At 66.3% G+C, this 21,258-nt stretch carries 13 protein-coding genes; 5 read left to right on the forward strand and 8 right to left on the reverse strand.

Features of this window, described 5'->3' with window-relative positions:
* Positions 1–103: 103 nt before the first annotated feature.
* Entirely contained in the window at positions 104–982 is an 879-nt protein-coding gene (locus AC1AYX_RS05085; RefSeq protein ID WP_476502487.1) for a hypothetical protein, read from the forward strand.
* Between the two features lie 582 nt (positions 983–1,564).
* On the opposite strand, the gene AC1AYX_RS05090 is transcribed toward AC1AYX_RS05085, so the two are convergent.
* Positions 1,565–3,079: an Nramp family divalent metal transporter gene (locus AC1AYX_RS05090; protein WP_476502488.1), complete on the reverse strand. Its 1,515-nt coding sequence runs from the start codon at positions 3,077–3,079 to the stop codon at positions 1,565–1,567.
* Between the two features lie 333 nt (positions 3,080–3,412).
* On the opposite strand from AC1AYX_RS05090, the gene AC1AYX_RS05095 reads away from it, so the two are divergent.
* Entirely contained in the window at positions 3,413–4,786 is a 1,374-nt protein-coding gene (locus tag AC1AYX_RS05095; RefSeq protein ID WP_476502489.1) for an ATP-binding protein, read from the forward strand.
* 25 nt (positions 4,787–4,811) lie between these two features.
* On the opposite strand, the gene AC1AYX_RS05100 is transcribed toward AC1AYX_RS05095, so the two are convergent.
* The 3 genes from AC1AYX_RS05100 to AC1AYX_RS05110 all read right to left on the reverse strand — a co-directional run bounded on the left by AC1AYX_RS05100 (position 4,812) and on the right by AC1AYX_RS05110 (position 8,426).
* On the reverse strand, positions 4,812–5,570 hold the full coding sequence (locus AC1AYX_RS05100; protein WP_476502490.1) for an HNH endonuclease family protein: 759 nt from the start codon (positions 5,568–5,570) through the stop codon (positions 4,812–4,814).
* The gene (locus tag AC1AYX_RS05105) at positions 5,567–6,457 is read right to left on the reverse strand and encodes an aldo/keto reductase (protein WP_476502491.1); all 891 of its coding nucleotides are present in this window, start codon (positions 6,455–6,457) and stop codon (positions 5,567–5,569) included. Before AC1AYX_RS05105 ends, AC1AYX_RS05100 begins: the two co-directional genes overlap by 4 nt.
* 166 nt (positions 6,458–6,623) lie before the next feature.
* Positions 6,624–8,426: a proline--tRNA ligase gene (locus AC1AYX_RS05110; RefSeq protein WP_476502492.1), complete on the reverse strand. Its 1,803-nt coding sequence runs from the start codon at positions 8,424–8,426 to the stop codon at positions 6,624–6,626.
* A 751-nt stretch (positions 8,427–9,177) separates the two neighbouring features.
* On the opposite strand from AC1AYX_RS05110, the gene AC1AYX_RS05115 reads away from it, so the two are divergent.
* The 3 genes from AC1AYX_RS05115 to amrS all read left to right on the forward strand — a co-directional run bounded on the left by AC1AYX_RS05115 (position 9,178) and on the right by amrS (position 15,260).
* Positions 9,178–11,673: an SCO7613 C-terminal domain-containing membrane protein gene (locus tag AC1AYX_RS05115; protein ID WP_476502493.1), complete on the forward strand. Its 2,496-nt coding sequence runs from the start codon at positions 9,178–9,180 to the stop codon at positions 11,671–11,673.
* Positions 11,674–12,262: 589 nt separating this feature from the next.
* Complete coding sequence (amrB, locus tag AC1AYX_RS05120) at positions 12,263–14,143, forward strand: AmmeMemoRadiSam system protein B (RefSeq protein WP_476502494.1); 1,881 nt, start codon at positions 12,263–12,265, stop codon at positions 14,141–14,143.
* The gene (amrS, locus tag AC1AYX_RS05125; RefSeq protein WP_476502495.1) at positions 14,130–15,260 is read left to right on the forward strand and encodes an AmmeMemoRadiSam system radical SAM enzyme; all 1,131 of its coding nucleotides are present in this window, start codon (positions 14,130–14,132) and stop codon (positions 15,258–15,260) included. The genes amrB and amrS overlap by 14 nt, the downstream gene beginning before the upstream one ends.
* Positions 15,261–15,279: 19 nt before the next feature.
* On the opposite strand, the gene AC1AYX_RS05130 is transcribed toward amrS, so the two are convergent.
* From AC1AYX_RS05130 to AC1AYX_RS05145, 4 genes are all read right to left on the reverse strand, one after another.
* On the reverse strand, positions 15,280–16,821 hold the full coding sequence (locus AC1AYX_RS05130) for a polysaccharide deacetylase family protein (protein WP_476502496.1): 1,542 nt from the start codon (positions 16,819–16,821) through the stop codon (positions 15,280–15,282).
* A gap of 535 nt (positions 16,822–17,356) precedes the next feature.
* Complete coding sequence (locus tag AC1AYX_RS05135) at positions 17,357–18,802, reverse strand: DEAD/DEAH box helicase (RefSeq protein WP_476502497.1); 1,446 nt, start codon at positions 18,800–18,802, stop codon at positions 17,357–17,359.
* Positions 18,803–18,824: 22 nt separating this feature from the next.
* The gene (gene orn / locus AC1AYX_RS05140; protein WP_476502537.1) at positions 18,825–19,481 is read right to left on the reverse strand and encodes an oligoribonuclease; all 657 of its coding nucleotides are present in this window, start codon (positions 19,479–19,481) and stop codon (positions 18,825–18,827) included.
* A 418-nt stretch (positions 19,482–19,899) separates the two neighbouring features.
* The gene (locus AC1AYX_RS05145; protein WP_476502498.1) at positions 19,900–21,165 is read right to left on the reverse strand and encodes an MFS transporter; all 1,266 of its coding nucleotides are present in this window, start codon (positions 21,163–21,165) and stop codon (positions 19,900–19,902) included.
* Positions 21,166–21,258 lie beyond the last annotated feature (93 nt).

Here is a 21,258-nt window from a genome sequence, read left to right on the forward strand (position 1 = left end):
CGACCACATTGCCGAGCACGCTTGCGCCGCACTCCCCCGCATCGTTACCGTCGAACCCATGAACGGAACGGACCACACCATTGCAGGCGGCACGGCGACGACCATGACGGACGATCTCGCGCAACGGCGGCGCGACGCCGTACGCCGCTGCACCGAAGCGGCGACGGCGGCCGGCCGCCAACTGATGTTCGGCATGACCACCTCGCTCATGCTCCAATCCGTGCCGATTCCCGCCACATGCGACCTCGACACGTCACTCCTCCACACCGTGTCCAGCACCAAACAACGCCGCACACGCAAACGCGGCATCCCGACGCAACCACACGTCTGGCGGGCGCTCGGCGACGCCGAACCGGTACGCGTCAACCGACACGTCTACGCATTGGACCTGACGCACACGTGGGCGCAGCTCGCGTCGCACCTGCCGTTCGAGGAACTGATCGCGCTCGGCGACGCGATCGTCACCGCGATCGCACGGCAATCCTCATTACATCACGGACGCACCGCAACCCAGATACGCGACGGCCTCGCCACGTTCGCCGCGGAACTGCCGACGTTCCGAGGCAAACGCGCGTGCATCGCGGCAGGCCGACACATCATGGCCGGCGTGGATTCGCCGATGGAGACCCGCAACCGGCTCGCCCTGATACGGCACGGCATCCCGCGCCCGGTCACGGGATACACGGTGCCCGGCATGGTGTTCGCCAACGGCGCTCCGATGACGCTCGACATGGCATGGCCGGAACAGCGCGTGGCCGTCGAATACGACGGCGACCAGCATCGCACCGATAAAGTCCAATGGCGGCGCGACAGCGAGAAACGCGACCGGCTGCTCAGCCACGGGTGGATCATCCGCATCGCTACGGGAGCGACGATGGCCAACGCCGATGCGCGGGCGGAACACGCGTTCGGTGTCGCGCGATCGCTGATGCTGCGCGGAGCCGAGTTCACGTTTCACCCGGTGGAGCAGCCGCTGCGGTGAGGTGCCGGTGCAGGTGGATGCTGGTGTGGGGTGAGGGCTGGCGTGGGGTGAGAGTGAAGTGCTGAGGTGAGCGGGTGTGCTGAGATGAGTGGGCATGAATGATGGCTGGGGCTATGACCTGCTTTTCGAATGAGGACCTATCGAGCATCCGGCCAGGCTCGGCTTGCCCTTCGGCGCAGAATAGCCATGATCCGTCGTCGAGGGACAACGATTCCTGCCCCTCGATGGAGATTACGGATGATTCGGCATCGAGGGGCAAGCCCCAAACACCATGGCCTGTGAAGGAGAGCCAAGAACCGTTGGAAAATGGCGGTTTTTGAAATCACGATTCCGCAGGCCTCGCGAAATCCATGCCCCTCGACGCGGAATATGCCTGATTTCTCGTCGAGGGGCAGGATTTCTTGTCCCTCGATACACATGGGGCTCAATTCGACGTCGAGAGGCAAGAATCCTTGTCCCTCGGCGCGGATGATCCTCCATTCCTCACCGAGGGGCACGAATCGCCATCCGAATCTTGCCCCTCGATGCGATTCCCGAATAATTCCAAGCCGAGGGGCTCATGAAAGGGGCCAGCCCACCCCGCTACGCCACGCCCAACAGCGTGAGCACGATGAGCAGCACGTTGAGCGCCACGATCAGCGCGGCCACGGCGATGAAGATCACGTGCTTGACCGTGCCGTCCACGTACTCGCCCATCAGCTTGCGGTCGTGCGTGTAGCGCAGGAGCGGGATGATCGCGAACGGGATGCCGATCGAGAGGATCACCTGGCCGATGACCAGCGCCTCGGTGGGATTCGGCGCGAACCACAGCACGATCAGGCCCGGCACGAGCGTGACCACGCGGCACGCCCACATCGGCGCCTTGATGCGCAGCAATCCGTGCATGATCTCCGAACCCGCGTAGGTGCCGACCGACGTGGAGCTCAGCGACGAGGCGAGCAGTCCGATCGAGAAGATCGTGCCGATCACCGGGCCGAGCACGCTCACGATCGCATGCTGCGCGCCTTCGATCGAATCGGTGCCGGTCATGCCGTGCAGCGAGTTCGCGGCGAGGATCAGCAGCGCGAGGTTCACGGTACCGGCGAGCACGAGCGCCCAGAACACGTCGATCTTCGACCCGTGCAGCAGCTCGCGCGTGGTCGGACGTTCCTCGCCGCCCGCGTAATGGTCGTTGACCAATGTCGAATGCAGGTAGATCGCGTGCGGCATGACGGTCGCGCCCAGCATCGAGGCGGCCATCAGCACGGAATCACGGTTCGAGAAGCGCGGGATCAGGCCGCCGAGCACGTCGGCCGGCGCGGGAGGCGCGATGAACAGTCCCGCGATGAACCCGAACGTGATGACCAGCAGCAGCGCGATCACCATCTTCTCGAACAGGCGGTGCGTGCGACCGCCTTCGAACATGAGCAGCACGGTGGACACCGCGCCGATCACCACGCCTCCCGCGAACAGCGGCAAGCCGAACAGCAGGTTCAACGCGATGGCGCCGCCAATCAGCTCGGCCAGATCGGTGGCGATGGCGATGACCTCCGCCTGCATAAAGAACATGAAGCGCCCGGCGTCGCTCATGCGCGAGCCGAGCAGTTCGGGCAGCGAGCGCCCGGTGACGATGCCGAGCTTCGCGGACTGGTATTGGATGAGCACGCTCATCGCGTTCGCGACGACCAGCACCCACATGAGCATGTACCCATAGCGCGCGCCGGAGGTCACGTTCGCGGCCACGTTGCCCGGGTCCACGTAGGCGACGGCCGCCACGAACGCGGGGCCGAGGATGCTCGCCAGCGAGTGCCCGTGCCGTACGACGCCGGCCTCGTGGCGCGCCCGCTGGCGTTCCTTCTCGAGTTCGGAGGCGACGCGTTCCGGCCCGCCGGCCTTCACGTAGTCGCGATGCTTGTCGACGCTGTGCCGACGGCCGTAGCCTTTGCCGGCCGCGGTGTCGGGCGTGGCGCGCACCGCATGCCCGCGTCCGTAGCCGCGCCCCTGACGCCGCGCGTTCGCGACGGTCGGATCGTTCGTCGCCGCCGCGCCGCTCACCACGCGATCGTCGTTCAGCGCCTTGCGCGAAGCGTCACCACGCACCGCGTCACCACGCACCATATCGCCACGCGCTTCATCATTATTCTCATCATTCTCAACACCGGTATCCTGCACTTGCCGCACTCCCCCTCGCGATTACCGTATGGTCACCGCATAATCACCGCACACCGGTATAGCGCACCCATGTTGCGCGCCGCAACCCGCCCACCATCCCGCCTGCCGCCCCACGCCAAACCAATCTTCCTCATAAAATGCGATACATCGCAGGAGTATCCCTCATAAAATCGTGAAATCATCGCAAAACTCACTCAGGAAATGTTGTTCACCATAGAAAACTCGCTCATAAAAGTGTAAAATCGGCCATATCGCAACGATTCATGGAAGGTGGGGAACATGACGTATCTCAAGCGCAACGCGGACGGTTTCCTCGAATCGTGGAAATCCGATCCGCATCGGCTTCCCCTCATCATCAAAGGCCCGCGTCAGGTCGGCAAGACCGAGACGATCCGTCGTTTCGCACGCAGCCACTACGCGAACGTCGTGGAGATCAACTTCGTGGAGGAACCGAAATACCGCGCGATCACGGCGGACGGCTACGCCGCGGACGCCGTCGTCCGCGCCATCTCCCTCATCGACCCGTCGAAACGCTTCATCCCCGGAGAAACGCTCCTGTTCTTCGATGAGATCCAGGCGCATCCGGACATCGCGACCACGCTCAAGTTCTTCGCGATCGACGGGCGTTTCGACGTGATCTGCAGCGGTTCGATGCTCGGCATCGGGTATCGGCAGATCGAAAGCAACAGCGTCGGGTACAAGACCGACTACGAGATGTATTCGATGGATTTCGAGGAATATCTGTGGGCGCGCGGATACGGCGACGACACCGCGGACGGCATGCTCGCCCATCTGTGCGAGGCACGGCCGTTCAGCCAGGTGGAGATGAACACCTTCTCCTCGCTGTTCCTCGACTACTGCGTGCTCGGTGGCATGCCCGCGGTCGTCGCCTCGTCCATCCGCACCGGGACTTTCGAAGGCACGTTGCAGATGCAACGGCAGCTCATCGGCGACTATCAGGAGGACATCCGCAAATACGCCGACGGTCTCGACCAGGCGCGCATCCTCAACGTGTTCAACCACATCCCCGTGCAGCTTGCCAAGGAGAACAAGAAGTTCCAAATCAGCAAAGTGGCGCGTGGCGCCCGGTTCAAGGACTACCGTGGATGCGTCGAATGGCTGGAATCATCCGGCATGGTGAACGTCTGTCACTGCCTGTCCTACCCGGAACTGCCGCTCAAAGGCAACTACGACGAGAACAAGTTCAAGCTCTATTTCGGAGACACCGGCCTGTTCGTCGCCATGCTGGACGACGAGGCGAGCGACGACCTTCGCGCCAACCGCAACCTCGGCGTCTACAAGGGCGCGTTGTACGAGAGCATCGCCGCCGAGGCATTGCGCAAATCCGGCTATGGACTCTACTACTACAAGAAGGAGGACTCCACGCTGGAACAGGACTTCTTCGTACGCACCCACGAATGGCTGGTGCCGGTCGAGGTGAAGGCGCGCAAGGGCACGGCGAAGTCGATGCGCACACTCATCGCCTCGGATTCATACCCGGAGATCCGGTTCGGCGTCAAACTGCACGCCGGCAATGTCGGCAGCAGCGAACACGTGTTCACCGCGCCGTATTTCACCACGTTCCTGCTGCGTCGGCTGCTGCGCGAATACGATGCGGGGCGCGCACCGCTGCTGGACGATCCGGAACGCTGAACCGCCCGCCGGCCGGAGTCACGTCTCACTGGTCGGCGGGGACTGCCTGGCCGGGGCAGGCGTGGAGGACGGCGAGCATCGCGTCCTTTTCGGCGGACGTGACGGTGAGACCGTATTTCGATTTGACGCCGATCTGCCGCGCCACGTAGTCGCAGCGGTAGGCGCCGTTCGTCGGCAGCCAGTACGCGGCGGACGCGGACCCCTTCTCCTGATTGGCGGGGCCGTCGACCGCGAGCAGATTGTACGGATCGTTGCCGTAACGGTACCGTTTCGCCGTATCCCAGCCGCGCGCGCCCGACTGCCACGCGTTCTCCAACGCGACCACATGGTCGATCTGCACGGCGGCGGACGTCGTCGCACCACGCGTGAACTGAATGGTCTTGCCGGTGTACGGATCGTCGAGCGTGCCGGACGCGACCGTGCACGCGTACCGGCCGGTCGCGCCCTTGAACGTGACGTCCTTCAGATCGCGGGCGAGAATGTCCTCGCGGATGTCGCAGCCGTCGCCGTCATCGTCGGTCTCACGGTAGCCGAACGCGTCACGGCTGTAGCCGGACGCGTTCGGCTGGTCGTCGACAGCGAGCGTGGCGAGCACGTCAGCGGCCTGTCCGGTCGCCGCCCTCTCGCCGGTGATGCTCGCGACGGTCGGACTGATCTCCGGCAGACCGAGACCGATCGCCGCACCGGCGAGCGCGGCGAGGATGACGAGAATCAGCACACGCTCGACGAGCCGTTCCGCGCTGAAACGGCGACGACGGAAGCGCGAATGATGACGGCGGCTCACGCGTAGGTGAAGGTGAGGGGGTCGTGGCCGGCGCGGGTGGGGCCGTCGAGCGCGTCGATCGCGGCGTGTTCGGCCGGTTCGAGCACGAAGCCGAACAGGTCGAGGTTCTGGCGCTGACGGTCCGCGTGTACGGACTTGGGGATGATGATCGTGCCGTTCTCGATGTGCCAGCGCAGGATCACCTGGGCGGGCGTGACGCCGTGCGCTGCGGCGATGCGTTCGATCGTGCCGTCGCCGGCGTTGAGGTCGGCGCCGCGGGCCATCGGCGAATACGCTTCGACGGCGATGCCGTGCGCCTTGCAGAAGGCGACGACCTCGCGCTGCTGCCACGTGGGGTGCAGTTCGATCTGGTCGATGGCCGGCCATTCGCCGGTCTCCTCGTGCAGTCTCTCCAGGTGCTCGGGCAGGAAGTTGCACACGCCGAGCGTCTTGACGCGGCCTTCCTCGCGCAGCTTCGTGAACGCCTTCCACGTCTCGCCGCTGCGCCAGTCGAACGGCGTGGGCCAGTGAATCATGTACATGTCGACGTAGTCGACCTGGAGTTTGGCGAGGGAGTCGTCGAACGCCTTGAGCGCGGAATCGTAGCCCTGCTGGGAGTCGCGCAGCTTGGTGGTGAGCCACAGGCTCTTGCGCTGCTCGCCCGTGTTGTAGCCGGTGGCGGCGAGCGCGCGGCCCACGCCCGCCTCGTTGTTGTAGCCGGCGGCGCCGTCGATGTGGCGGTAGCCGGCTTCGAGCGCGCTTTCGACGACGGGCACGACGCCTTCGTCGTCGATGCGCAGGACGCCGAGGCCGATCTGCGGGATGAGATGCCCGTCGTTCAGGGTGACGAGGGGCGTGTGGAAGGTCTTCGCGGGGTTGGCCGCGGGGGTGCCGGGGGTGTTCGTCATGATGGTTGTCTCCTTATCCGTCTTCCTCATCATAGGTGCCATCGTCGCCGTTACCGTCGTTAATCACAAGTGCCGTGGCCCGCGGGAGGCGGGCACACGGCACTTGGCGGATCACTGTCACGTGATCGACGTCACGACGATTGCGATGAATCGCGACGATCGCGGCTTACAGGCGCTCGAGCAGTTCCTTGACGGCGTCGGCGGCCGGGACGACCACCTTGTTCCCGCCGTCGCGATCGCGGATCTCGATGGTGCCGTCGTTGACGAAGTCGCGGCCGACCACGGCGATGACGGGCACGCCGATGAGCTCGGCGTCCTTGAACTTGACGCCCGGGGAGACCTTCTTGCGGTCGTCGTAGATGACCTCGACGCCGTTCGCCTCGAGCTCCTCGACCAGCTTCTCCGCGCCGTCGAACGCCTCGGCGTTCTTGCCGGTGGCGACCACGTGCACCTGGGCGGGGGCGCAGACCTTCGGCCAGGCGAGGCCACGCTCGTCGTGATGCGTTTCGGCGATGCAGGCGAGCACGCGGGAGACGCCGATGCCGTAGCAGCCCATCCACACGGGAACGGCCTTGCCGTTCTGGTCGAGGACCTTCAGGTCCAGCGCCTTCGAATACTTGAGACCGAGCTGGAAGACCTGGCCGATCTCGACGCCGCGCTCGAAGCTCAACGGGCCGGAGCCGTCCGGGCTCATGTCGCCGTGGCGGACCTCGACGGCCTCGACGGTGCCGTCGGCCTCGAAGTCACGGCCGTAGACGAGATCGTAGTAGTCGACCTCATGCTCGTCGGCGCCCGTGAACCATGCGGAGCCCTTGACCACGTGGGCGTCCACGAAGTAGCGGCACGGGTTCTCGACACCGGCCTTCTCGGCCTGCGGGCCGAGCACCATCGGTCCGATGTAGCCGAGCACCAGCTCCGGGTGCTTCTTGAGATCGTCCTCGGTGGCCTCCTCGATCTCGGCGGGCGCGAACTGCGCTTCGAGACGCTTCATGTCGACCGTGCGGTCGCCGGGCACGCCGACGACGACGACCTCGCGCCACGGCTCGTCGTGGTCCTCGTCCTCGGGGTGCTTGACGGTGATCGCCACGTTCTTGAGGATGTCGGAGGCGGCCCAACCGCGGCCGTCGGCGCGCGGATGGTCGGCGTCGGCGCGCTCGATCATCTTGTCGATGGTCTTCGCGTCCGGAGTGGCCTCCTTGTGCGCGGCCGGAGTGGCGGAGCAGTCGACCTCGGGCAGTTCGGGCGTGTGCAGCGCCTCCACGTTCCACGCCTTGCCGGACGGGGCGAGCGCGAACGTGTCCTCGCCGATCGGCATCGGGGCAAGGAACTCCTCGGACGCGGAGCCGCCCATCGGGCCGGACATCGCGAACACCGGCACGTACTTGAGGTCGAGACGCTGGAAGACGCGCTCGTAGGCGCCGCGCTCGTCGTAGTACGCCTTCTTCAGGCCCTCCTCGTCGATGTTGAACGAGTAGGCGTCCTTCATGACGAACTCACGGCCGCGGATCAGGCCGGCGCGCGGACGGAACTCGTCGCGGTACTTGGTCTGGATCTGGTAGAGGACGACCGGCAGGTCCTTGTAGGACGAGTACATGTCCTTGACGAGGAGCGTGAACATCTCCTCGTGCGTGGGGGCCAGCAGGTAGTCGGCCTTGTGGCGGTCCTTGAGACGGAAGATGTTGTCGCCGTACTCCTCCCAGCGGTGGGTGGCCTCGTACGGTTCGCGCGGCAGCAGGGCCGGGAAGTGCACCTCCTGGGCACCGATGCCGGCCATCTCCTCGCGGATGATCTCCTCGATCTTGTTGAGGACCTTCAGGCCCAGCGGCAGCCAGGTCCAGATGCCGGGGGCGGCCTTGCGGATGTAGCCGGCGCGCTGCAACAGCTTCGCCGAATCGACGTCGGCGTCGGCGGGGTCCTCGCGCAACGTGCGCAGGAACAGGGTGGACATACGAAGGGTATTGGAAGTCATGCGCTCCACGATATTCAAATCAACCGACAACACCGACGACAACACCGAACCAGCCGACGGCACCGATTCGACCGATAACACCAAACCAACCGATGACACCGGTTCGACCGCAACTCCGAATCATCCAACAACGCCAAACCACCCGATGCAGCCCCGGCACCTCATGTCCCACCACCCTTCAGCGCGACTATTCCCGGAAATCAGCCCACTCATCCGGGAATCCTCGCGCTGACGACGTCCCAGCGCAAAGAATCCCGGAAAATCACCGCGTCGGCCGGGAATCCTTGCACTGACACGGGCTCAGCACAACTATTCCCGGACGAAGCCGCATATCTCCGGGAAAAGTTGCGCCGAAACGATAGGAGCGGTCGATTCCGGGGGCCGGACCGGCAGCGGCACCAACACTGGCACCAACACTGGCAGCAGCAGCGATACCGGCATCGGCATTGGCACCATGCGGCATAGGGCTGGCAGCGGGCCGTGACGAATCTTGGAATTTCGTCAGCCACGTGGGAGAATGGACGGGGACATACGAAGGGGACGAGCAATGACGCAACAGCAACCACCACAACCGGCATCACCGCAATCACCGGCATCATCGACTCCGACATCGACGCAGCCACCACAATCACCACAATCGTCGCAATCACCGCAATCAACCGCGCGAACGGGCGCGACCGCGCAACCGCCGCACCGGTCCACCGCGCAACCGCCGCACCGGTCCACCGCGCAACCGCCGCACCGGTCCACCGTGCAGACGCTGCTGCTCGCGCTCGGCGTCGCACTCGTCGTCATCGCCGTGTTCGCGTTCGCATGGTTCGCCTACGGACTGCTCGGCGACGTGGGTCGCGCCGCGTGCGTGAGCGCGGTAGGCGCGATCGCCGTCGGCGTGGCCGTCGCGCTCACGCCGCGGCTACGCGTCACCGCGGAAGGCCTCGCATGGGCGGGACTCATCGCGCTCGCCATCGGCGCGATCCTCGTCTCCACGATCAACGAACCGCACATCGCCGGCAAACCCGCATCGTTCATCTGCGGCGCGATGCTGTTCGTCGTCGCGGCGGCGGGGCTCGGACTGCGGCGCATTCCGCTGCCCGGCGGAATGCCGCCGCTGCGCGCGTACTCGCTGTACGCCGTGTTCGCGATGCCGTTCGCCGCGCTGATGATGGCGTACGCGCTGCCCATCGACGACGATCCGCAACGCATCGTCGTCCAATGCGCGCTCGCGGGCGTGACGGCGACGCTGCTCGCCGTCACGTTGCCCGCCGACGCGCGACGGGCCATCCCCGACTTCGAGGCGATCGCCGCGCTCGTCGTCGCCACGGTGATTCTCGTCTTCGGGTCGATCGAATTCGCGATGGCCACCGACTACGGGCACCTGCTGTGGGTGTCGGCCGCGCTGCTGCCCGTCATGGTCGGCGCGTGGATGGGCGTGCTCGCCGTCACGTACGTCCGTCCGTCGGTGCGCGACGGGCGTCCACTGCCGACCGGACTGCGGTTCGTGCCGGTCAGCGCGATCATCTGGGTGCTGGCGGTCTCGACCACGCTGGTCCTGCGCTTGTTCCCGCTGACCATGCCGTCGGAGACCCGGCGCATGTGGGCGTATCTGCCGGCGATCCTCGTGGCCTCGGCGGCGGCGATCGCCGCGTGCGTGATGCCGGGGCCGCGGGAGGAGGATACGTCTGAGCTTGAGGCGGGCGCGCTTGAGGCGGGCGCGAGCGCCGGGACGGAAGCGGCTGGGGCGGGTCTGCCGGCGGCCGGGAAGGATGTGAACGGGACTGACGCGACCGGGAAGGATACGACCGGGAAAGGCGCAACTGCCGAGAAGGCTGGCGGCAGGCCGGTCGTGAGTCTGGCGGAACGGGTGGCGGCCGCGTTGAACGGCGCGATCGTGCTGCTCATCATGGTGTGCGGCGAATTCGGACGCGACGGGATTCCGGCGCTTGTGACGGCGATGGCGGCGTTCGTGGGGCTGCTGGCCGCGACGGGATGCGCGTGGATGCGTGCGGCCCGGCCGACGCGCAGGCTCGAACGGGTGCGGAGGGAGATAGTGACAGGCGGTCTGGAGATGATCGGGGCGAGGCCGGTCGGGCCCGCGCCGACGGCGGGACCGGCGGTTGCGGGACCGGCGGTTGGTGCGATGACGGGGATTCCGGCCCCAGGACCGACGGCCGGCGCGGTGACGGCGCCTCCGGTCGCGGCGCCTCCTGTTCCGGGGGTTCCCGGCGCTGGGGTTCCCGCTTCGCGATACCCCGTGTATCCGGCGAATCCCTATCCGACAAACCACTATCCGGCGGCCGTACATCCGGCGGGGCCTTATCCGGTGCAGCCTTATCCGGTACAGCCTTATCCGGTACAGCCGCATCCGGTCGGGCCATATCAGGCGGCACCGTATCCGGCGGGCTCATATCCGACAGAACCGTATCCGGTCGGACCGTATCCGGTCGAACCGTATCCGGTCGAATCCGGCTTCGCTTCCGCGAATCATCCCGGATATGGACGACCGGCTGCACCGGCGCAACCGATGGCATCACCGCAACCGGCACCATCCCCGTCTTCGACGGCACCGGTGGCTCCGATGCCGGTTCAGGCGCCGGTCCCGATGCCGAATACGCCTCCGATGCCGGCTCCACAGCCGCAGATGCCCGCACCGCGCACGCCGGTGATACCCCCGCAACCCCCGCAACCCCAGCAGCCAGTGATCGTGACGAAGGCGCGGGGCGTGGACGTGGCCGGCGCGATCGTCACGGCGTTCGCCGCGCTGGCGACCGTGTTCCTGCTCCTCAACACGCTGATTGCGCCACGGCCGTACATGCCGGCCGACCTCATCTGCGGGGCGATCGGCATGGGAGCGTTGGCCGTCGGAGTCCGCTGGCTGATGGTGTGGCCGCGCATACGCAGTTGGACGGCCCTGTGGCCGGCGCTCACCCTGCTCACGGTGCCGTCGCTGCTGGTGAGCTGGACTTCGCCGCTGTCGTTCCCGAGGGCGCTCATCCTGTTCGGCATCGCGCTGGGCATGCTGCTGTGGGGTGCGCTGCGCGGGCTTCAGGCACCGCTCATTTATGGCACGGCGGTGCTGGTGGTGCACATGATCACCGTGCTGTGGCCGTGGCTGGCCGTGTTCTCCCGCCAGTTCTGGTGGGTGTGGCTGCTGATCGGCGGCGTGGTGCTCATCGTGGCGGCCGCCCGCTACGAGGCGAGCCTGCGGACGATGCGGACCCTCGCCGTCCGCATCAGCCAGCTGCGGTAGGGACCGACGGGGCCAAGCGCCAATCGTCACGTGAATGCATCACGCGAATGTGCATGGTCGAGGTGGTGATGTGCATGGTCGAGAGGCGAATGTGTATGGTTCGAGCATCAATGTGCATGATTCAGCCGGTGATGTGTAGCTCGCATGTGCCAACGTGTAGGGTGTGGTGCTGAAGACCGCCGTTCCCGGCACGGAATGAGCAACGGAAAAGCCCGGAATTCCGCCGAAATAGGTGTCGGCTCATCAGACCTTTCGTCGGATCTTCAGGGCCATGCCGCACAGGTTCATCCCGGAATCCTACAGGTTCGGCTATGAACCATGCACATTCGTCGCAGCACCATGCACGTTCGTAGCAAAACCATGCACGTACACAGCAGAACCATGCACGTACACAGCAGAACCATGCACGATACCTGCCCCCTCTCGGCCCGCACCGAAGATTCTTCCGATTCCTCTTCGCTCCTCCCGTTGCGACCATGGCGGTCGAGGAAGCGATATACTCCGCGGCGGCTTCGGCACGAAGCGCCCGGACGCACTGTCCGGAGAAAAACCACCCCGACGAACATAGAATGGGATGGGGGTGGTCGATATGACACAGCCGAAAGTGTCGAAAGCACAAGCGAATCGTATCCGTCCGGCGGCGGTGGCGGGCGCGTTCTACCCGGCCGACCGCGTGGTGCTGAAGCGGATGCTCGACCGTCAACTCGAGTACGGGCGCGAACTCATCGCGAAGCTCGCCGGCGCGGATGCCGGCGCGCCTGTGACGGCGAGCGCGGCAAAATCCCCGGTCACGGGCACGGACGCAGGAGCGACAGCCTCGGCCTCGTTGCCGCAGGAAGCGACCCCGTTGCCGCATGGCACGCCGAAGGCGGTGATTGTACCGCACGCCGGCTACGTGTATTCTGGTACGACGGCGGCGCTCGCCTATGCGCTGCTCGAACGTGGGCGTGGTCGCATCACGCGCGCGGTGATCGTCGGGCCGACGCATCGTGTGGCGGTGCGCGGCGTCGCGGCCCCGAGCGCCGATGCGTTCGCCACGCCCCTCGGCGTGGTCCCCATCGATACCGCGTCGGAGAAGCGCGCGTTGGGGCTCACGCAAGACGATGCATCCGCCGAGCCGCTGACCTCCGGCATGCGTGCCGCGCCTGGCGCCCCCGCTCCGGCCCTGATTGTGAACGATCCGACGCATGCGCGCGAGCATGCGGTCGAAGTGCAGATCCCGTTCCTGCAGACCGTGCTCGGCCCGGACATCGAGATCGTGCCCCTGAACGCAGGCGATGCGAGCCCGCGCGAGGTGGGCGACGTGCTGCGCGCCCTGTGGGGCGGCCCGGAGACGGTGATCGTGATCAGCTCCGATTTGTCGCATTACCATCCGCAGGAGTACGCGCGGGCGTTGGATGACGCGACCATCGACGCAATCGGGCGGCTTGACGGACCGATCCGCCCGGACCGCGCATGCGGCGCGTATCCGGTCAACGGCCTGTTGGATGTGCTGACGCGCGGGCTGGCTCCGGCGCCCGACAGTCCGGCTGGTTCTTCGGCAGGCGGTCCGGCCGGTACCGCCAAGACGTCTTCGCCGTTCACGTTGCGGCTGCTTGGCCGGTCCACATCCGGCGATGACGGCGTGGTCGCGATCGCGGGCGAGGAACGCCCGGCGATGCGCAATCCGGACGAGGCGGTGGTCGGCTACGCGTCGTTCGCCGTGTGGGAGGACGACGAACCGCGCGGCGACACTCACGCCGACACCGATGATGCCGCCATCGCCGACGTGGGCGACTCCGCCACCGTCCATGCCGACGACGCCCATACCGACGAACCGCGCGGCAACGTGCTGTTGCGGTTGGCACGGGCGGCGATCCGCGAGCATCTCGGATTGGATGGAGAACCGGACATGGCCACCGCTTCGGAGGATTCCGTAACGTCGATCATCGCCGCGCACCCGTGGTTGGACGAGCCGGGCGCGAGCTTCGTCACGTTGACTGAGGGCGGCGAGTTGCGCGGGTGCATCGGCGCGTTGGAGGCGCATCAGCCGCTCGGCCGCGACGTCGCCGAGCACGCGGTGGATGCGGCGATCCATGATCCGCGCTTCTTCCCGGTCGTCGCGGAGGAGTATCCGCTGCTCGACGTGGAGGTGTCGGTGCTTTCGAAGCCGGAGCCGATTCTCGTCGTGACGCCCGAATGGCGGCGCGGCGACGACGGCCGCATGGTCGCCGTCCCGTCTGAGCACCCGGTGCGCTCGCGCAACGAGTTGGAGCGCGCGCTGCGTCCCGGCAAGGACGGTCTCGTCCTCGCCGAACGGGATGAGCGACGTCGCGCCACGTTCCTGCCGCAGGTGTGGGAGCAGCTGCCGAATCCGCATGATTTCGTCACGCATCTGCTCGCCAAGGCCGGCCTCGACGCCGCGCTCGACTGGCGCGACGGCGAGATCGTCTGCGAGCGCTACGAGGTGACCGCCTATGCCGACCACTGACCAAGTCCGGGGCACCTCCGAATCCCCCACATCCCCCGCCACAACCGATCCCGCCCTCGGTCGTTGGCAGACCCGCTTCGCCGACGGCACCGACCGCGCGCGTTGCGAGCTGTGCCCGCGCCGGTGCGTGCTGAAGCCCGGCCAGCGTGGATTCTGCTTCGTGCGCTCGAATCACGGCGGCGCGATCTATTCGGACACGTACGGCCGCAGTTCCGGGTTCGCCGTGGACCCGGTGGAGAAGAAGCCGCTCAACCATTTCCACCCGGGTTCGAGCGTCCTGAGTTTCGGCACGGCCGGCTGCAATTCGGCGTGCCGGTTCTGCCAGAACTGGGATATCTCGCGTGCGCGCGACTTCGACCGTCTGGGCGTGGAGGCGTCGCCGGAGAGGATCGCGGCCGTCGCGGCCGACCGCGGCATCGGTTCGGTGGCGTTCACCTACAACGATCCGATCGTGTTCGCCGAGTACGTGATCGACACGGCGTGGGCGTGCCGGGAGCGCGGCGTCCACCCGATCGCGGTGACCGCCGGCTATATGGCCGCGCCGGCCCGCCCCGACTTCTACGCGGCGATGGATGCGGCGAACATCGATCTGAAGGGCTTCACCGAGGAGTTCTATTGGAAGGTGACCGGCACGCACCTGAAGGACGTGCTCGACACGATCGACTATGCGGTGAACGAGGCGCGCACGCCGGACGGCCGTCACGTGTGGGTGGAGTTGACGACGCTGCTCATCCCCGGTCTCAACGACGACGACGCGCAGTTGCATGCGGAATGCGCGTGGATCCGCGAAACGCTCGGCCCGGACGTCCCGTTGCATTTCTCGGCGTTCCACCCGGCGTGGAAGATGACCGACGTGCCGCCCACGCCGCACGCGACGCTCACGCGCGCGCGGCGCATCGCGATGGATGAGGGATTGCGGTACGTGTACACCGGCAACGTGCACGACCGTGAGGGCGACACCACGTTCTGCCCGAATCCGGATTGCCGCGCCCCGCTCGTGGTCCGCGACTGGTACCGCATCATCGAGAACCGTATGAGCGATACGGGCGATACCACCGACACTACCGTCACCGCCCGCTGCCCCGACTGCGGCACCCCGATCGCCGGCCGTTGGTGAACCCGACGGGCGCCGGCGCTTACTGCACGTCGTTGAGGCCGTAGGCGACGGAGCCCGGTTGGATGTCGCCGGCGAGCAACGTGTCCACGGTGACGATGTGGTATCCCTTTGCCTGCAACTCCTTGATGATTCCCGGCAGCGCCTTCACGGTTTCGGGGTTCCCGTCGCGCAGCGAGATGATCGAGCCGGAGTAGACGCCGTCGAGCGTGCGCTTCTCGATCTCGGCGGCGTCGAGCTTGCCCCAGTCGCCCGAGTCCACGCCCCACAGAATCATCGCCTGCCCGTTCGCCTTGGCTTGGTCGCGCAGCGTGTCGCTCCACGCGCCGTCCGGCGGCCGGAACAGCGTGACCGGCTTGCCGGAAGCCGACGAGATCACCGAATCAGTGTCCTTGAACCATTTGGCGAGCTGGCTGGCGGGCATCGCGTGCATCTGCGTGTGCCGCCATGACATCGATCCGACGCTATGCCCTTCGGCGGCCATGCGCCCCACGAGCTTCACGTTCGACCCGCTGACGAACTGCCCCTGCAGAAAGAACGTGGCGGGCACGCCGGCCGCCTTCAAGGCGTCGAGCACTTTCGGCGTGGTCTGCTTGTTCGGTCCATCGTCGAAGGTGAGGGCCACGCAGTCGGCGAAATGGCAGTCGAGCGGCATCAGCGCGATCACCTTGGCCGTCGCCTCGCTCAACGGTTGGATCTGCTCGTTCACGGCGTCGCTCTGGTCGGACGGCGTCGTGTCGAGCACGGCCTGCGCCGTGTCGATCGCGTTCTTGAGCGTGCCGCGCGCCGTCTCGTCCGCCTTGCCCGCGGACCGGTCGTAGGCGAGTTTTCCGCGCGCGATGAGCGTGGTCAGCTGTTCGCGCGCGTCCTGCGCGTTCAATCCGTCCTTCATCTGTTCGAGCGTGTCCGCGTCGTAGCGGATGGAGATGAGCCCGTCGGCCATGGCGCTCGCCGCGGCCGCGTACCGGTCGCCGAGCGCGGCGATGTCGGCGGTGTGCGCGTCCGCCGCGCAGTCCTGTTTGGCGGGAGCGGTCACGTCGGCGTCGTGCATGTTGTCCATCTGCTGTTGGAGCCGGTCGCGTGACTCGCTGCCGGTGATCGACGCCGTGTCCTTGAGCAGCGCGGCGGCCTGCCGTGCGACGGGCGTGTAGCCGGTGAGCGTCTCCGTGTATTGCGCGCGTTCCCGGCGGCAGTAGGCGAGCGCGGACGCGTGGTTGCGCGCGTTGAGGTCGAGGATTGAGCGGGTGACGGCCACGCCGGCGAACACGACGCCCGCCGCGAACACGGCGACGAGCGCGGCGACGAGCAGCTTCGGCCGACGCCGCGCCGCCGCGGTTCCGCCGTCACCGATGCCCGTCACGGGTGCGTCCGTACCCGTACCGTTTGCGCCCGGCGAGTCGGTCGCGTCCGGAGTCGTGCCGTCGTCATACGGTTCCGCGGCGTCGTCACCGAGCTCGCGGAACATATCGTCCGCATCGTCGTCCGCTTCATCGTCCGTGACGTCGCCGTGTTCGATGTCGATTCGTACGTCATCCGCGTCGTCGATGTGCTTGTCGTCCGCCATGACACCCTCCTCCGCGATGATTTCTCATCCCATTGTCCCACACGATGCGCGAGGCGGGCGGATTGGTACCCCGCCCGCGTCAACGAACGTGGACGACACAGGTTCGTTCCCCTGTCATCATGACTCGTTCCACGGTTTTCCACGGGAAAACACGGACGGATGCGGAGGGAACCGCGGCAGTCCGGGAGGGAACCGCGACCAATCCGGAGGGTGCCGTGGCAGATTGGAAGCGAGCGGTCGCCATTCCGCCGCATTCTCGTTTGGCAGGGGTGCTTCCCCATCGTTCTCCGGAGACAGCTTGCGTATGAGGGGTACCTGAGGGTGCCTCATCGAGGTGCATTACGACCATTGCGGCACCTGCGCCCCGGATAAACCTTGATCAAGTACCCCTCGTAACGCAGATGGCAGTCCGGAACAGTGAGAATGCACCCCTGTCAAGCGAGAAAGAGAAGCCCGGCTCCAGACATGTCCTCCAAACCCACCCCTGCACGCCGAAATGCGAAGAACCCGTTACGGGCACGGCAGCCGAAGGCGGTCAGAAGAGCGCGGCTTGGGCGAATTCGTCGCCGGGGGCGGCTCCCCCGGGCACGCCGTCCAGCCCGAATCCGTCGTCGGAGCCGGCGCCCGGCTTGAACGCGGCGGCACCCTGCCCGGCGAGCAGGTCGGAGGCGGCGGCGGACGCCTCCCTGAGGTCGCCGTCCAAGGCGACCGCGTCGGGCGAGACCGTGAACATGCGGTTGTTGACGCCTTCGAGATACAGTCCGTCGAGCGATTCGACGCGGGAGAGCGCCACGTAGCCCATGCCGGGCGCGAACGTGCGTTTGAGGTCCATGACGGCTCGGTCGAGCGTCATGCCCTGCGACTTGTGGATCGTGATGCCCCACGCGCAGCGCAACGGCACCTGCGAGACGGATGCGAGCACGGTGTCGCCGTCCATCATCTCCCATGTGGCGGGTTTCATCGTGACGATGTTGCCATTCTCGAATGCGACGATCGGCCAGCCGCCCTTGTTCTCGTTCGCGAAGCCGCGCACGGTGCCGAGCGAGCCGTTCACGAACTGGCGGTCGGCGTCGTTGCGCAGGGCCATGACGGCCGCGCCTTCCTTGAGCACGAGCCGTTCGGGGGCGAGCATGTTGCGTTTGAGCCGTTCGACGAGGTTCGCCGGTCCCGCCTGCTCGGCGTGGAACTCGTGGCTGTCGAGCATGATGCTCGCGAGCCTGAGGTCGTTGAGGTTGTCGGCCTGCCGGTTCACGGGGAACAGGTGCGTGGCGACGACGCCGGGTTCGGGCGCGACGCCGAGCCGCGTGACGAGCGCGTCACGGTCGGCGTCGTCGACGCGGCTTTCGCGGATGTGCGTGAGCACGGTGAGCAGTCGGCCGTCATCCTGGCGATGCTGTTCGGTCAGATAGCAGACGACCGGATCGAGTTCCGGCCAGACCAATGATTCGGTGACGAAGCCCTCCGGGTTGAGTCCGGCGCGCGCGTAGCGTTCGCGCGACGCCGTGAACTCGGGGGTGGGCGGGATCACGTCGCGGTTGCGGCCGGACACGGAAACGGGCGGCAGCTGGAAGAAATCGCCGGAGAGCACGACCTGCAGGCCGCCGAACGGGCGCGGGTCGTGGCGTATCTCGCGGCACACCTGGTCGACCATGTCGAACAGCCACGCGTGCAGCATCGACACCTCGTCGATGACGAGCACGTCGGTCGCCTGGATCTTGCGTCTGCGACGCGTCTTGATGGTTTTGAGCAGTTTCGCGTCGAGCACGTTGGCGAGTCCCACACCGCTCCACGAGTGGATGGTCTGTCCGTCGACGTGCGTGGCGGCGATGCCGGTCGAAGCGGTCACGGCGACGCTCGCGCCGTCCGCGCGGGCTTGGCGGATGAACTCGTTCAACGCGTACGTCTTGCCCGCGCCGGGCGCGCCCGTCAGGAACACGTTCGCCCCGGCGTTGAGGATCGCGAGCGCCTCGGATTGTCTCATGCCCCGTGATGCCCCTATGCGGCTATTCGGCCTTGGCGTTGAGGCTGGTGGCGACGATCTCGTCGCGGATGCGCGCGGCTTCGGCGGCGTCCGGGCCGGGGGCGGCGGCCATGACGGCGGCGCGGTAGTAGCGCAGCTCGTCGAGCGATTCGATGATGTCCGCGAGGGCGCGGTGGCCGCCGTTCTTCGGCGGACGGTTCTCGTACACGGCCGGATACCAGCGGCGGGCGAGCTCCTTGAACGTGCTCACGTCGATGCTGCGGTAGTGCAGGTGGCTCATCAGGTTCGGCATGTAATGGTCGAGGAACTTCTTGTCGCTTCCGATCGTGTTGCCGGCGAGCAGCGGCTTGACGCCGTCCGGCGTGAAGCGCAGCACGTATTCGGTGACCTTCTTCTCGGCCTCTTCGAGACTGAGGCCGTGCTCCCACTCGTTGATGAGGCCGGAGCGGGTGTGCATCTGGCGTACGAAGTCGTTCATGTGCGCCACGGCCTTGTCGCTCGGCTTGATGACGTAGTCGACGCCCTCGTCGAGCACGTTGAGGTCGAAGTCGGTGGGGACGACGGACACTTCGACGAGCTCGTCGCCGCCGAAGATGTCGAGTCCGGTCATCTCGCAGTCGATCCAGATGAGGCGGGAACCTTCCGCCGTGTACGTCTCCGCGTCATGCGCGTCCACCATCATGTGCCTCTTTCCTAGTTAGCCTATGCCTGAGCAGAACAGTACAGACTATACCGCGCAACGGACGGCCGGCCGTCGTCGCCCATCGCCCATAGCCCCCCGTCTCGGCACAAGAAATCCCGGAAATCATCCCCATCATCCGGGAATAGTTGCGCTGACGTGGCGGCAGCACAATCATTCCCGGACGAGTGGGTTAATCTCCGGGAATACTTGCGCTGGCCGCCTCCCAGCACACGAAATCACGGACGACAGGCAAAAAGGCGTGGGCCCCGCCGGTTGGAAACGGCGGGGCCCACTGTTGGAAAGGGAATGAAGGGAAGTGTGGTCTCTCCCGCGGCCCGTTCCTGACGGGCCGTAGGAGAAGTGCGGGGATTCTCTTCCGCAGTCCGCCGGAGCGGACCACGGAAGTCGATGCGTGTTACTTGACGCGCTTGATGCCGAGGACGGCGATCGCGGCGATCGCGGCCATGGCGATGGCGGTCGGGAACACGATGTTGTAGGAGTGGGTGGCGGCGACGATGCTGGAGGTGATCGCCACGCCGATGGCCTGGCCGGCGCAGGTGGCGATGTTCATGAAGCCGAGGTCCTTGCCGGCGGTCTCCTTGTTCGGCAGGACGTCCACGTTCAGCGCCTGGTCGACGGACAGGTACATGCCGTAGCCGAAGGAGGCGATGCCGCCGAAGAGGAACATGCCCATCTCGGTCGGGAAGATCCACGGCATGGCCAGACCGATGGCGAACACGGCGCAGGCGACGGCGATCGGGGCCTTGCGGCGGTGGAGCGCGTCGGCGATCGGGCCGGAGATCAGGGATGCGATGAGGGAGGCGACCATGGTGAGCGTGGAGATGACCACCATGGCGTTGGCGGCCTGCTTGTCGGAGTCGCCGATGTGGTCGGTCAGGATGTACAGCTGGTAGCTGAAGATCATCTGATAGGCGACGATGAGGCAGGTGCGGCAGATGAACGCGCGGTAGAAGTCGCCGCAGTTCTTGAGCGGCGGGGTGAGGGACTCGAGGATGACCTTGCCCATGGACTTGGAGGTGTCCTTCGGGGCGTCCTTGCTGGACGGCTCCTTCGGGGTGAGGAACACGGCGAGCAGGCCGGCGGCGAGGGCGCACAGGCCGGTGCAGATGAAGCCGACCTCGACGTTCTCCATGAAGCGGGAGCCGATGAGCGTGCCGATGCCCTGGCCGATCACGCCGCCGCCGCCGATGGCCGCGGAGACGGTCGCACGGTTGGATTCCTCGACGCGGTCGGAGATGAGGGCGTAGATCGGGGCCTGCACCATGTTGAGGCCGACGAGGGCGAGCACGTAGAAGATGCCGATGAGGACGGCGGTGGACGGGCGGCTCAGCGACCAGAAGCAGACGCCGTAGATGAACGCGCCGGTGAAGATCCACGGGGTGCGCTTGCCCCACTTGCTGCGGGTACGGTCGGACAGCGCGCCGATGAACAGGGCGATGAAGATTGAGGCGATGGAGCCGGCGGAGTTGATCGCGCCGAGGGCGGCGGTCGACTCGACGGCGCCCATGCCGAGGTCCGCGCGCAGTCGCTGCGGGACCAGCACGGACATCGTGCCGAAGAAGGCGACGCCGGAGAGGACGGCGAAGGCCATGAAGCCGGCGACGTAACGCCACTTCTCGGCCGGGGTGTTGCGGATCGGGGCCGCGCTTGCTGTTGTCATTGTTCTTTCCTTTTTCTCTGCGTTGAGTTTTGGGTAAGTCTTTTGAGTGGTCTCTCCCCCACCCGGCTCCGCCGGGAGCCCCCTCGTCAGAGG

The sequence above is a fragment of the Bifidobacterium sp. LH_419 genome (assembly GCF_056356955.1).

Coding starts and splice junctions, on each gene's coding strand:
- AC1AYX_RS05085 (WP_476502487.1), top strand. CDS start 104: ATGACGGACGATCTCGCGCAACGGCGGCGCGACGCCGTACGCCGCTGC.
- AC1AYX_RS05090 (WP_476502488.1), bottom strand. CDS start 3,079: ATGGTGCGTGGTGACGCGGTGCGTGGTGACGCTTCGCGCAAGGCGCTG.
- AC1AYX_RS05095 (WP_476502489.1), top strand. CDS start 3,413: ATGACGTATCTCAAGCGCAACGCGGACGGTTTCCTCGAATCGTGGAAA.
- AC1AYX_RS05105 (WP_476502491.1), bottom strand. CDS start 6,457: ATGACGAACACCCCCGGCACCCCCGCGGCCAACCCCGCGAAGACCTTC.
- AC1AYX_RS05110 (WP_476502492.1), bottom strand. CDS start 8,426: ATGACTTCCAATACCCTTCGTATGTCCACCCTGTTCCTGCGCACGTTG.
- amrB (WP_476502494.1), top strand. CDS start 12,263: ATGACACAGCCGAAAGTGTCGAAAGCACAAGCGAATCGTATCCGTCCG.
- amrS (WP_476502495.1), top strand. CDS start 14,130: ATGCCGACCACTGACCAAGTCCGGGGCACCTCCGAATCCCCCACATCC.
- AC1AYX_RS05130 (WP_476502496.1), bottom strand. CDS start 16,821: ATGGCGGACGACAAGCACATCGACGACGCGGATGACGTACGAATCGAC.
- AC1AYX_RS05135 (WP_476502497.1), bottom strand. CDS start 18,802: ATGAGACAATCCGAGGCGCTCGCGATCCTCAACGCCGGGGCGAACGTG.
- orn (WP_476502537.1), bottom strand. CDS start 19,481: ATGGTGGACGCGCATGACGCGGAGACGTACACGGCGGAAGGTTCCCGC.
- AC1AYX_RS05145 (WP_476502498.1), bottom strand. CDS start 21,165: ATGACAACAGCAAGCGCGGCCCCGATCCGCAACACCCCGGCCGAGAAG.